This window comes from Enterovirga sp. CN4-39 (assembly GCF_049446235.1).
GTDB lineage: Bacteria > Pseudomonadota > Alphaproteobacteria > Rhizobiales > Beijerinckiaceae > Enterovirga.
This window is the reverse complement of record NZ_JBMSEF010000041.1, coordinates 1-12,328: the sequence shown is the minus strand read 5'-3', so window position 1 is coordinate 12,328 and position 12,328 is coordinate 1. Positions and strand designations below refer to the sequence as shown.

The 12,328-nt window shown below is 64.5% G+C and carries 9 protein-coding genes, 1 tRNA gene and 2 pseudogenes; 6 read left to right on the top strand and 6 right to left on the bottom strand.

All coding sequences use genetic code 11. The annotated features are described in order from the left end of the window. Window positions 1-4,638 (bottom strand): Calx-beta domain-containing protein (locus tag ACO2SS_RS28355; protein ID WP_423281221.1); only part of this gene is annotated, 4,638 nt, incomplete at its 3' end. A 303-nt stretch (window positions 4,639-4,941) separates the two neighbouring features. Between ACO2SS_RS28355 and ACO2SS_RS28350 the strand changes: the two are divergent. The 3 genes and pseudogenes from ACO2SS_RS28350 (at window position 4,942) to ACO2SS_RS28340 (ending at window position 6,265) form a co-directional block, all read left to right on the top strand. Then, window positions 4,942-5,671, top strand: a pseudogene (locus ACO2SS_RS28350) (SOS response-associated peptidase). Continuing rightward, window positions 5,646-6,017, top strand: a pseudogene (locus ACO2SS_RS28345) (MucR family transcriptional regulator); the annotation flags it as partial. The pseudogenes ACO2SS_RS28350 and ACO2SS_RS28345, both read left to right, overlap by 26 nt. 110 nt (window positions 6,018-6,127) lie before the next feature. After that, the gene (locus tag ACO2SS_RS28340) at window positions 6,128-6,265 is read left to right on the top strand and encodes a MucR family transcriptional regulator (RefSeq protein ID WP_423281223.1); all 138 of its coding nucleotides are present in this window, start codon (window positions 6,128-6,130) and stop codon (window positions 6,263-6,265) included. 374 nt (window positions 6,266-6,639) lie between these two features. On the opposite strand, the gene ACO2SS_RS28335 is transcribed toward ACO2SS_RS28340, so the two are convergent. Next, window positions 6,640-6,819, bottom strand: a complete 180-nt coding sequence (locus tag ACO2SS_RS28335; RefSeq protein WP_423281220.1) for a hypothetical protein — start codon at window positions 6,817-6,819, stop codon at window positions 6,640-6,642. A gap of 302 nt (window positions 6,820-7,121) precedes the next feature. On the opposite strand from ACO2SS_RS28335, the gene ACO2SS_RS28330 reads away from it, so the two are divergent. Together ACO2SS_RS28330 and ACO2SS_RS28325 are read left to right on the top strand one after the other, a co-directional pair. After that, window positions 7,122-7,340 (top strand): DUF6894 family protein, encoded by a 219-nt coding sequence (locus ACO2SS_RS28330; RefSeq protein ID WP_423281219.1) that lies wholly within the window; start codon window positions 7,122-7,124, stop codon window positions 7,338-7,340. Window positions 7,341-7,523: 183 nt separating this feature from the next. Then, window positions 7,524-7,928, top strand: a complete 405-nt coding sequence (locus ACO2SS_RS28325) for a helix-turn-helix domain-containing protein (RefSeq protein ID WP_423281218.1) — start codon at window positions 7,524-7,526, stop codon at window positions 7,926-7,928. On the opposite strand, the gene ACO2SS_RS28320 is transcribed toward ACO2SS_RS28325, so the two are convergent. The 3 genes from ACO2SS_RS28320 to ACO2SS_RS28310 all read right to left on the bottom strand — a co-directional run bounded on the left by ACO2SS_RS28320 (window position 7,894) and on the right by ACO2SS_RS28310 (window position 8,909). Further along, entirely contained in the window at window positions 7,894-8,268 is a 375-nt protein-coding gene (locus ACO2SS_RS28320; protein ID WP_423281217.1) for a hypothetical protein, read from the bottom strand. The two genes, ACO2SS_RS28325 and ACO2SS_RS28320, sit on opposite strands and share 35 nt — an antisense overlap. A 101-nt stretch (window positions 8,269-8,369) precedes the next feature. Further along, window positions 8,370-8,636 carry an Arm DNA-binding domain-containing protein gene (locus tag ACO2SS_RS28315; RefSeq protein ID WP_423281222.1) on the bottom strand — a complete coding sequence of 89 codons (267 nt, stop codon included), beginning with the start codon at window positions 8,634-8,636 and terminating at the stop codon, window positions 8,370-8,372. Between the two features lie 196 nt (window positions 8,637-8,832). Further along, a tRNA-Arg gene (locus ACO2SS_RS28310) sits at window positions 8,833-8,909 on the bottom strand. A gap of 128 nt (window positions 8,910-9,037) precedes the next feature. Here ACO2SS_RS28310 and ACO2SS_RS28305 point away from each other — a divergent pair. After that, complete coding sequence (locus ACO2SS_RS28305) at window positions 9,038-10,096, top strand: L,D-transpeptidase family protein (RefSeq protein WP_423281216.1); 1,059 nt, start codon at window positions 9,038-9,040, stop codon at window positions 10,094-10,096. 63 nt (window positions 10,097-10,159) lie between these two features. Here ACO2SS_RS28305 and paaZ read toward each other — a convergent pair whose 3' ends face one another. Further along, complete coding sequence (paaZ, locus tag ACO2SS_RS28300; protein ID WP_423281215.1) at window positions 10,160-12,187, bottom strand: phenylacetic acid degradation bifunctional protein PaaZ; 2,028 nt, start codon at window positions 12,185-12,187, stop codon at window positions 10,160-10,162. Window positions 12,188-12,328 lie beyond the last annotated feature (141 nt).

The window sequence follows — 12,328 nt, the reverse complement described above, 5'->3', positions numbered from 1 at the left end:
AGTGATCGTGTCATTTCCGGCGCTGCCGAACACGGTATGAACGCCGCCCGTGATCGTGACGTGGTCGTCCCCGGCTAGGGCGTCGAGCGTCGCCGGGCCCGATGGCCCGAGCGTGAGGACGTCATTCCCCGGTGTCGGCGTGTTCTGGGGCGCGTCGTCGTTCAGGATCAGTCCCGTACCCTGCGCGTCGGACAGCACCGCCCCGTTCGTCGCCCCGGACAAGTTGACGAGGAAAGCCTCGTTGCCCTCGACGACCGTGTCACCCACTATAGTGACCGTGAACGTCTTGGAACTGTCGCCGGCCGCGAAGGATAGCGTGCCGGATGCCGTGACATAGTCGTGCCCTGCGGTCGCGCCAGCATCTGCCGTCGCGTAATTGACCGAAAAAGCAGCCGTACCGCCCGTCCGCGCCACCGTGAAGGTCGCCAGCTTCGCGCCTGCATTACCCTCAGTGACAGACACGTCGTTGATCGACACCGAACCGGCCACAGGGGGAGGGGCTGCAATTCCGGTTACGACCGTGCTGCCGTCTGCATCCGCCGAGAGGGAGAACCGGTTGGAAGCGTAGGAGCCATTTAGATTGAGAGTAGCTACGGTGCTCCCGCCGTTCTTGATCGACAGCACGCCGTGGAACGGGCTTGATGTCTGCCAAATTGCCGTGAGGCTTCCCGAGTAGCTCACGAAGTCAAGGTCGACCTTGTCCCCGATGCCGAAGCCGCTGATCGGGCCGGAATAGCTCTGCCCGACATCGAGCCGCTGCTGTGTGCCGTATGGATCGTCGGTGAACTGGGTTGCCTGGAAGAAGCTCGAGGTGAAGCGCGCCTTGCCGTTGCCATACAGGAAGAGCGAGCCATTGCCCGTGACCGCGTCCTGAACCACGAGCGACGTCGAGGACTCGAGTCGGCCATCGTTCCTGAAATCCGCCCCGGTGTCGATCGTGAGGGATGTGGGGCCGTCGAAGCCTTCCAAGACCGAGATTACCCGATTGACGCCGTTCACGAAGGTGAGGTTCGCCCCCGAGATCGTGTTGATCCCCTCGTCGGCATAGATGGTGCTGTTGTTGGTGAGAGTCGTTGCCAGTGAGGATGGCGTAAGCCCGATCTGGCCGTCCCTGAGGCTGACTGATCCGGTCCCGTTCAGGCTGAGCGTAGACGAGGCTGTCGCGCCATCGACCAGAAAGCGGCCGTCCGTTATGGTGATCGAGCCCGTGTTCTGAATGACGCCCTTGCTGATCAGGTCACCTCCGTAGACGGAGATTCCCCCCGTGTTGGTGAGCGTGCCGATGGTGCGAAGCGTTGCGCCAACGCTGATCTGGCCCGCGTTGACGACAGTTTCGTCCACGCCGTCAAGTACGCTGTTCCATAAATCGATGGCAGAGACGCCGAAGCCGGCGCCGTTCAAAGTACCACCCTTGACGGCCACGCCGTCCAGCTTGAGCAGTGAAAGCGCTTCACTGCGGATTTCCCCAGCGGCTCCGCTCGAACCCGCCCGCTGATCGATGACGCCGCCGTAAATGTCGACCTGGGACCGCCCAACTGCTTCGATCAAGCCGTGATTCTCGATGCCCTGATGGTCGCTGACGATCAGCCAGGTGAGATCTTCTGCCCTCAGCACGGCGTTATCGTGTAGAACAAGCTTGACGTGATCGATCGCACCTGCTGTCGAGTCGATGTAGGTCACGCCGTCCGAAAAGGTCTCCATCCCGGCCGCCACTCGGATCGTTGCATCCTGGACATCGAGAACGGTCGCCTTCGAGTCGTCTCCGGCGATCCGGGCCCAGTCCGAGTCCCGAGAAGCGAGGCTAACGGTGCCGCCTCCCTTGAAAGCTACCGAATTGCTCTCCGCGCCCCTCCCAAGGAGGAGCGTTGTCTCAAGCTCCACATTTCCAACGCTGTCCAGCTCGGTTCCGATCCTGAACACGTCTGATCGCACGAGGAGGTTCGCATCGGCACCGATCGTAAGCGTGCCGACGTCGTAGGATTCAATCGTCGTTGAACCGCCGTTGGTGACACTCTCGTACAGGTTGTCGACAGTGACGGTGTACTTGCCGCTTACTCCAGGCGCATCGATATCCACGATAGCGTCAATGCCATGTGGATACGAGAAGACGGTGTCCCAACGGACCGCGGAGGTCCAAGCCCCGTCGGTGCCACTCTCCCACGCGTAACTGCTCAGGTCGTAAGTGTTCCCGTCCGCCGTCTGGATGGTCATCGACTCGATCGAGATCAGCCGGGTGCCGTTGAAGAGGGTGAAGCCCGTTTCGGAGGCGGCTGCCCTGCGATCGATCGTTTCAAACGTGGCGAGCTTGAGAATGGCGCGGTCATTGCCCGCTCCGCCATTCAGGATGTCGTCGAGGTATCCGCCGACGAGCACGTCGTTCCCGGCTCCGCCGGTCAGCTCAAACCGCTCGAACTCAGCGAAATACAGATCATGGTTGCCTGTTTCATACGATTGTGGGGCGCCAGCGATGTCTCCGCTGCCGTTGCCGGAGGGCTGCGTGTATGGGGTGTAGAAGATCCGAGAAGTCGCGCCCGACCAGTTCATCCGGAGCGTGTCCACCCCGGTCCCTCCATACGCGTAGTCGATGCGCGTATCGAGCGCGTCCTCAAACACGACGACGTCGTCGCCGCCATCTCCGTAGACGATGTCACCACCCGTGCCGGCATAGATGATGTCGCCACCGTCATCGAACGGGTCATCCCCGGCCAAGTAACTACCGTCGGCTCGCCACATCCTGACGTTGTCGATGAGGGTGCCGTAGAGATCGGGGTCGCCGAGTTCGTGGAAGTACAGGACGTTCTTCTGCCCAGGCCCGCCCTGACCTCCGGTGATCTCCATCTCGAACTTCTGCCACTCCGTGCTCGCCCCGAATCCTTCATCGAGCACTAGATTGCCCCACTGCACCTTCAGCAGTGTCGAAGCCGTGTCCGTCGCCTTGCGGTAGTCGAAGGCGAGCCGGTAGGTGACGCCATCGACGACGTCCAACACTCTCTGGAAGAGCTGACGATTGCCGCTCGTCTCGAGGTCGAAGGCGTAGCGGCCGTCCTTCAGGTTGGCGAGAACGACGAACTCGTCATACTCCAGATTGAAATCGCCCCAGCCTTCGACGAATGGGACGTCGCTGCTGTAGCCGTTCTCGTCGAGAACGAGCTGGCCCGCATAAATGTCGAAGGAGCCGTTGCGAATCAGGTTATGGACGGCCCCGGCTCCGAACAACCGGTCGTTGCCCCCGCCGCCTCGCAGCGTGTCGGCGCCTGCCCCGCCGACCAGCCAGTCGTCGCCGCCCCCTCCGTCGAGTTCGTCAAAACCGCCGTAGCCGAACAGGGACTCGCCCGTATCGTCGCGGCCGGTTAGCCTGTCGCCTTGCGATGTGGCGAGGACCCGCTCGACGTTCGCGTACGTGTCGCCCTGTGCGGCGCCGCCTGTCCCGGTGCCGGCACCTAGGTCGATCTGGATTGCTTGCGGTGACGCGCGATAGTCGATGTTGTCGTTGCCGTCGCCGCCGTCGAAGTCGTCTTGGCCCTCGCCGCCGATCAGGGTATCATCTCCGTCGAAACCCTTGATCGTGTTCTCGCCCTTCCCGACAATAAATGTATTGTTGTACTCGTTGCCGGTGATGTCGTCATTGAGGTCCCCGGTGATAACTCTGCTGATAATCGTTCCGTAAGCGATCCCGATGTTGTTGGTGATCCCACCGGCGCTAGAATAGCCGCCTTCCCGCATGTCGACGGTTGAGCCGACGGCATTGAATCCCGAGAGGTCCAGCGTATTGCCGCCGCCGTTAGCATAAAGAGTCACGACCGGGGTGGTATTGATCGTGAAATCGAAGAAGGGCTTGAGCCGGTTGTCCACGGTCGTGTTGAAGCCGAACGTCTCGCCAGAGAGAGGAGTATCGTTGGCTTTGCCGTAGAGTCGCTGGATGGCCAGGATGTCGAGCGGCATCCAGGTATGCGCATTGCGGCCGACATTTTCGTCTGAATCAACGCCCCAGTTCGTGCCTGTGACCTTGTAGCTGCTCCAGTACTTGGCTTTCGGGTCGTCATCAGGCCAGATATACGACATCAGCGTGTACAGCCGCGTGTCGTAGAGGCTCTGCTGTTGCGTCGAGGCATCAACGTTTTCGTTGTAGTCGCCGCCGTGACCCAGTCCGAGAGCGTGACCAACCTCGTGCAGGATGGTGTTGAGCCCGTACCCTGCTGCGCTCTCAAAACTGCCGCTCAGATCGAAGCTCTGCGCGCTCGTGTCGATCGATATAACCACCTGGCCTTGATAGCTACCGAGAGTGGAGCCGCTGCCGTCAGAGGCGGATTGAGCTGCAAAAGCCTTTCCGTCTGATCCGCGACGCAGCAGGATGTCCGGCGCTTGACCGGCAGCCGCCGAGACGAACGTGATGTCGGCGACTGCAGCCCACATGTCGAGCGCAGTTCGGAAGGTCTCGCGCTCAGTCGCAGCCCAGTTTGAGCTAGGGTCGTATCCGTAGGAGATCGTAGCGCCAGTACCGGCCGTCGGGTCGCCCCATTTGCGCGCGGTATCTCCGTCTTGCTGGTTCCAGTAGCTGACGCTGGACAGCGTCCCGTCCTCGTTGACCCCCGTCAGAAAGGTGACTTCGGTCAGTGCGCCCGGTGGGATGATCGCCACGTGTCAGGTTCTCCGCGTGCAACCCCGAAAAAGGGGTCGCCCATGCGGAGCCATCGCGAAACAATCTTTCGCCGCCGAGCGCGCAGGGGCCAGCGAGCCGAACCGGCATCTGGTTGCCCCAACAGCGCCGAACACCAGCTTACGACGGTTCGCCTTGGTCCGCGATTACCGTTTACTTCAATCCTGCAGCGAATCGCCATCATCATATATGAGGATGGCAGTATGCCAGAGACGAGGGAGAGTTGCCGAGTTCAAGATTGATTGGGCTGTGCAGTTGTATGGGATCGCGGTACCATCCGCCGCATGTGCAACCTCTACAGTGCCGCGACGAACCAGGAAGCAATCCGCAGCCTGTTCAAGTCGGCCGCGACCTGACCGGCAACTTGCCGTGGCTGCCAGGCGTATTCCCGGACTATCCGGCTCCCGTGATCCATCTGAACGAGGGCCAGCGGGTCTCGGCCATGGTGCGCTGGGTCTTGCCCTCGTAACAGAAGGCGCTTCTCGACGCCGCAACGAAGCGGGCTCAGAAGCTCGAGGCCAAGGGCAAGCCGGTCGACTTCCAGCAGCTGTTCCGGATGGAGCCGGATATCGGCGCGACCAACGTGCGCCGGACGGACGGCGAGCACTGGAAGCGCTGGCTTGAGCCCGAGAACCGCTGCCTCGTCCCGTTCACCAGCTTCAGCGAGTTCAACCGGGAGGCCGGCGGTGACATCTGGTTCGCTCTGAGCGAGGATCGACCAATGGTGGCGTTTGCGGGCCTGAAGGTCGAGAACTGGACGAGCGTCCGGAAGGTCAACGGAGGGAGTCGACGAACGACCTCTATTGCTTCCTCACGACGGATCCGAACGCGGAGGTCGGCGCCATCCACCCCAAGGCCATGCCGCTTATCCTGACCACGGTCGAGGAATAGGATGTATGGCTCCGGGCGCTCTCGTCAGAAGCCCGAGCGCTACAACGTCCGCTCCCGGACGGCTCGCTCCAGATCGTCGCGCGAGGGGTGAAGAAGGATGACCCGCGAGCGGCCGCGGCCTGACAAGTTGTGCTGCCGTTCCAGCGAGCGATTTACCGAAATGCGTCAACTTAACCCTCCTTGTCGAAATCTATTCTGTCACTCGACCTTCACGCCCTACTTGCGTAGCCGGCCGAGGGGCAACCCAAGTACAGTAAAGATCGTGCCTGACAGTCTCGTCAGCGTGTCCTCCGCTGAACTTGCAGAAATCGCCGCAGTGATCGTCAGCGCTTACGTCGGGAACAACACCGTTTGTGCCGCCGATCTCCCTACGGTCATTGCAGACACTTATGGAGTGCTAGCGAGCCTCACTAGGCCGATAGAAGTCGCGCCGGAGAGGCTGGCTCCTCCCGTGTCGATCCGGAAATCTATCTCGCTCGACTACCTGATTAGCCTTGAGGATGGGCGTCAGTACAAGTCGCTGAAGCGAGCCTCTCTGGTTGCGACCTTGCGCCTCAGCAATATCGTGAGAAGTGGGGGCTGCCATCTGGTTACCCGATGGTTGCGCCGAACTATGCAAAGCACCGGTCTGAGCTCGCCAAAGCTCTTGGCCTTGGCCGTAAGCGTGAGCCCGAGCCGGTGAAGCCGAAGCGTGGCGGTCGACAAAAGGCCGCCTAGACAACACAACGGGCGTTGGGGGAGGAGCTGCCACGCCTGCCACGCAGCGAGGACGGAGCGCTGCCCGGCGCTAGGCAGGCGCCTTGCGCTTCTGCCAAGCTGCGGAGGCCAGAGCTCCGTCCTCATCTTTCTCGAATTCGACTAGCGCTAGCGTCTCACGTTGGTCCGCTCGGAAGCCAACGGCGAACCACTTTCCAATTGCGCCACTCGCCTCAAAGCCTTTCAGCCAGAGGTGAAGGTGATGCATTGCATCCACCCCCGGGGCCACCCGGAAGGGCACGGCGGGACCGTCTCGCTCCTGATCAGCTTCGATTGTCACGGGGCAACTAACCCCACCGTGGGCAGCGCGTTCCACCGGACGTTCAAGGTCCCGGTCAGGCAAAAGCGGGCTTCGGGACAACTCTGAGACCGCTGATCGACATGGTCGTCTTGCTCGTGAGTATCTCGCGTACGGTCCGCTCTATTTCGTCCAGCGCGACCGCGTTGAGCCCCGGAGAGTTCGGGTCAGTGTCGAACCTGACCTCTGCAACGAGCGTCCAGCTACCTAGCTCCATTCGCACCAGGTCCGCGACACGGACGGCAGCCGCTCCAACTCCTGCCGGACAATTGCAATTCCGGCAGCAACCACAGTCTCGTCAGGGTGAGCTTTGGACATGTCGGCGCCCCAGCTTGAACCGGCCCGAAATAGGAGCCAGCCTCATCGCCCTCAAGCTCCGATCCTACCCCAGACTAGGCCGGCGCTCGGAGGTCGAGTGCCTTGCCTGACGTACCGGTCGCGGTCTTAGGCGGAGCACCATCATCGCCGGGACGTTGTTTATGGGCTCGCAACGTTCGGCTCGAGGCCGCGTTACCGAGCATGCCCCGGTTCTATTTTCACACCCGCAATGGTGTCGACCTGACGACGGCACTGGTAAGGGTAGAGTTCAACGACCTGGAAGCGGCTCGCGGCGAAGCCCTTCGTCTCGCAAAGCAGGCCTTGGTCGAGCACATGAAGGGAGGGGAAAGCTTTCTGCCGCAATCGCACGCTCAATCGAGATCGTCGCTGACGAGAGCGGGCGGACGGTTTCCGTCGTGACTTACTCCGAGGCAGCAGAAGCCGCCGATCATCGGCCAGCTAGTCGCTCCCGGCCCGGCGCCGTCACATTCGCGGTCCGGCCGTGAGCGCGGAGGCACCCGCAGCGACCCCGCCTTAGTAAGATGCGCTAGAGCAACATCCGTGTGAGTTGAATCGGGTTGGTATTCCCGGGCTGCCGTTTGCATGATTCAAGGTGCCGGGCTGGAGACCGACACGATGGGCAGGCCGATCTCGGACGATCTCCGTAGGCGTGCTGTTGCGGCGTACATCGAGGGTGGTTCTTGCCGGGCGGTCGCGGCCCGATTCGGGGTTGGCGAGGCGAGCGTTGTTCGCTGGGGCCAGCTTTTCCGGGCGACGGGACGCGTGTCGCCGAAGCCGATGGGGGTGAGCCGCGGGTCGGCTCTGGATCCCCACCGGTCATGGCTTCTGGCCCGGATCGCCGAAGAGCCGTCCCTCACCCTGGAGGCGCTGCGTCGGGAACTGGCGGCGGCCACGGGCGTCCGGGTCGGCTACGGCACGATGTGGCGCTTCGCCGACCGGGAGAAGCTCAGCTTCAAAAAAAAGCGTACGGGCCGCCGAGCAGGATAGACCGGACGTTGCAGCCGCCCGCGAGAGCTGGCGTCGCGAGCAGGCGAGCCTGGACCCGGCGAACCTCGTCTTCATCGACGAGACATGGGCCAAGACCAATATTGCGCCGCTGCGTGGGCGCTCCTGGCGCGGCGAGCGGCTGATACCCGAGCGCGTTCTCTGACATTGGACGGTGCGCGCTCCGACCGTTCGGGAACACATACGGCCCGCGGCCGGTCAGCCCCTTGATGGTCTCGAGCGTCTCGATCGCCTGCCAAGGGAGAGGAACGAGGTGGTCTCGTCCTTCGTCGCCCTTGTGCTGCAGGCGTAGCTTCATGCGTGCCGCCGGGATCTGCCACATGGGCTGTTCGGGGTCGAGCTCGACGAACTCCGTTCAGGGCGTGCCGGCGAGCGTGCCAGGCCGAACGGCCGTGATCGCGAGGAAGCGCATTGCGAGTTTCGTCACCGGGTGCGCTGGAGTTGCCTCGACCCGCGCGAGCACGGTTCGTGCCTCTTCGAGATCAACGATGGCGCAGGCGACGGCAGACGCCGCCGAGACATTCGAGACGCTGGCTCGGGAGTGCGCAGGGACGCCTTCGCGTCGTCGCGCGCTGCGCGTGCCTCGGCCAAGGTCACCTCGGGATAGGCGCCGAGCGAGAGCAGCTTTTCCTTGCCGGCCCAGCTGTAGCAGAACCTCCAGAGTTTGCTGCCCGCAGGCGTTACGAACAGCTGGAGGCCTCACCCGTCCGTCAGCACCTACGCCTCCGATACCCGGTTCCGTTCGCGCTATACCCGATCTGATACCCGGAAAACCGGGTACTTAGGGGAGACGGTCGTGGAGCAGGGGGGGGGACAGCACGTCAGCCGACCATAGAGGGGAAAGCAAGGCCTACTGGACGCCGGCGGGCCCTGCGAGACAAGAGTCTGGCGACCGCGGAGGGACTCGAACCCCCAACCTTCGCGTTCGAAGCGCGACGCTCTATCCGATTGAGCTACGCAGTCTGGCCCGACGGCGGTTGTAGGAGCCGGGCCGGGGGGAGGCAAGCGGAGGGGAGGACGCCGGATGATGTGACGCGCGAACTTTCCGGCCCCGCTCGGGGTTTGTTCGCCGAATGCGGGCAAGGGAAAGCATGTCGGGTCGGGTTCAGCACAGGTTCGGTGGGTTCGTGCGATGGCCGGCGGTCCTGGCTGCGGCTCTGCCGCTGCTGTTGCCGGCCGGGCCGGCGGGCGCGGTTGCTCTCACGGCCGGGCAGGTGAACGAGGCGGCCTTCAAGGAGGGCGCGAGCGCGCAGGAGGGCGTCGACCCGGCGGTGCTGCGGGCGCAGATCCTTCTCGACCGGCTGCGGTTCTCGCCCGGGTCTATCGATGGCAGGCGTGGCGAGAACTTTTCCAAGGCGCTGGACGCCTTCGCCACCGCGAACGGACTGAAGCCCGCGGGAGACTTGACGCGTGAGGTCTGGGACCTGCTCGTCGCGACCTGGGCAGAGCCGGTTCTCGTCACGCGAAGGATCGGCAAGGACGACGTGAAAGGGCCTTTCCTCGACAAGATCCCCAAGGATTACGAGGACATGGCCGAGCTGAAGACGCTCGCCTACACGTCGCCCGAGGAGGCGCTCGGTGAGCAGTTCCACGTCTCGCCGACCCTGCTCAAGGCGCTGAACCCCAAGGCGCAATTCGAGGCCGGGGAGGAGATCATCGTTCCGGCCGCCCGGCCCGACCCGAAGCCGGCCCAGATCACCAACCGCAACGTCGCCGAGACGGAGGGCGGCAACGCGCCCGTCACTCGGATCGAGGTCGACAAGACCCGCAAGGCGCTGCGCGCCTTCGACAAGGACGGCAGGCTCCTCGCCACCTATCCGGCCTCGGTCGGGTCGGAGGAAAAGCCTGCGCCCTCGGGCCGGTTCGAGATCAAGGCGATCGCCCGCAATCCGACCTACACCTACAACCCGGATTACGGGTTCAAGGGCCAGAAGGCGAAGGGGAAGGTGGAGATCGCGGCCGGGCCCAACAACCCCGTCGGAGCCGTGTGGCTCGACCTCACGGCCGAGAGCTACGGCATCCACGGCACCCCGGAGCCCGAGCGGGTCGGCAAGACCGCCTCGCATGGCTGCATCCGCCTCACGAACTGGGACGTGAAGGACCTCGCCAGCATGGTCGGCAAGGGCACAGTGGTCGAGTTCGTGGAGTAGAGCCCGGACGCTCTCTCGGCGAAACAGGCCTGGATCCCGGCTTTTGCCGGGATGAGCGGGGGGTCAGGCGGGGCGCGCGTTCATGGTCAAGAGCTCGTAGCGGGCGACCGTGTCGCCGGTCTGGTTGAAGACCTCCGCATCCCAGCGCACCTCGCCGTATTCGGGCTGGCGCGCGGCGTTCTTCGCCTTCACCGTGAGCCGCACCCTGATGGCGTCGCCCGGCGAGACCGGCTTCAGGAAGCGCAGGTTGTCGAGGCCGTAATTCGCCAGCACCGGCCCGGGCGGCGGATCGACGAAGAGACCGGCCGCAAAGGACAGGATCAGGTAGCCGTGCGCCACGCGGCCCGGGAAGAACGGGTTCGCGGCCGCGGCCTCCTCGTCCATATGGGCGTAGAAGGTGTCGCCCGTGAAATGGGCGAAGTGCTCGATGTCCTCCAGCGAGATCGTCCGGCTCGCGGTCTTGATCGTGTCGCCGATCCGGAGCTGGTCGTAGTCGAGCCGGAACGGGTGCTGTTCCGTCGCGGGTGCGGGCGCGCCCTTGATCCAGGAATGCGTGAGCGCGGCGAGCTGCTTCGGCGAACCCTGGATGGCCGTTCGCTGCATGTAGTGGAACACCCCGCGCAGGCCGCCGAGCTCCTCGCCGCCGCCGGCCCGTCCCGGTCCGCCATGGACGAGGCCGGGCAGCGGCGAGCCGTGCCCGGTCGATTCCCGCCCGCAATCCCGATCCAGGATGAGGATCCGGCCATGGAAGGCCGCGATCCCGAGCGCGACTTTTGCCGCCACCTCGGGATCGTAGGTGAAGAGGGAGGCGACGAGGCTGCCTTCGCCGCGCGCGACGAGCTCGATCACCTTCTCCGTGCCGTCATAGAGCATCACGGTGGCGACAGGCCCGAAGGCTTCCACCGTGTGGACCCCCTTCGCCTCGGCGGGATGGTCGCAGCGCAGCAGCACGGGTTGCATGAAGGCGCCGCCCTCGAGGCCGGGCGGCTCCGCATCCGGATCGCCGGAGACGATCTCGGCCTCCCGGGAGAGCTCGCGAATGGCGGCCCGCACCGCGTCCCGCTGGGTGCGGCTGACGAGCGCTCCCATGCGGGTGTCCGTGTCGTCCGGTCGGCCGACCTTGATGCCCGCGAGCGCCGCCTTCACCGCCTCGACGACATCGCCGGCGACGGCGCGCGGCACGAAGGCACGGCGAATGGCGGTGCATTTCTGGCCCGCCTTCACGGTCATCTCGCGCACGACCTCCTTGACGAAGAGGTCGAATTCCGGCGTGCCGGGCGCTGCGTCCGGGCCCAGGATGGCGGCGTTGAGCGAGTCGCGCTCGGCGATGTAGCGGACGGCGTTGCGGCCGAGCGCCGGGTGGTTGCGGAGCTTCTCCGATGTCTCCAGCGAGCCGGTGAACGACACCACGTCCTGGCCGGTCAGGTGGTCGAGGAGGTCGCCCACCCCGCCGCAGATCAGCTGCAGCGTCCCCTTCGGCAGCAGGCCGGATTCGATCATCAGCCGGACCAGGGCCTCCGTCACGTAGGCGGTCGCCGTGGCGGGCTTGGTGATCACCGGCATGCCGGCCAGGAAGGCGGGGGCGAATTTCTCCAGCGGCCCCCAGCAGGGGAAGTTGAAGGCGTTGATGTGGATCGCGACCCCGTTGAGGGGCGTCAGGATATGCGTCGCGACGAAGCCGCCGCACTTCGACAAGGTCTCCACGCCGCCCTCGACCACGAAGCGCTCGGAGGGCAGCTCCCGCCGCCCTCGCGACGCATAGGCGAAGAGGGTCCCGATCCCGCCATCCACGTCGAAGGCGTTGTCGCGCATCGTCGCGCCCGTGTCGGCCGACAGGCGGTAGAGAACCTCCTTCCGCTCGTTGAGGAAGCCCGCAAGCGCACGCAGCCGATCGGCGCGCTCGTGGAACGTCATGGCCCTTAGGCCGGCGCCGCCGACCTCGCGGGCGTGCCGGACCATGGCGCCGAAATCCAGGCCGTCGCTGGAACAGGTCGCGACCACATGGCCGTCGAGCGCGCTCGGGATCTCGACGGCCCGGCCGGAATGCGGGACCCACCGGTCCTGGGCATAGTTCTCGAGCGCGATCGCCATTCCGTCCTCCCGTTCCGTCGCGGCCGCTCAGGCGGCATTGCGTGGCTTGTCGCACCGGCCGCGGGCCGGCGCCAGGGGAGGAATGCGACACCGGCGCCCGAGAGCCAGGAAGGCAGGCGCCAGCGACATGCTCGCAGGGCC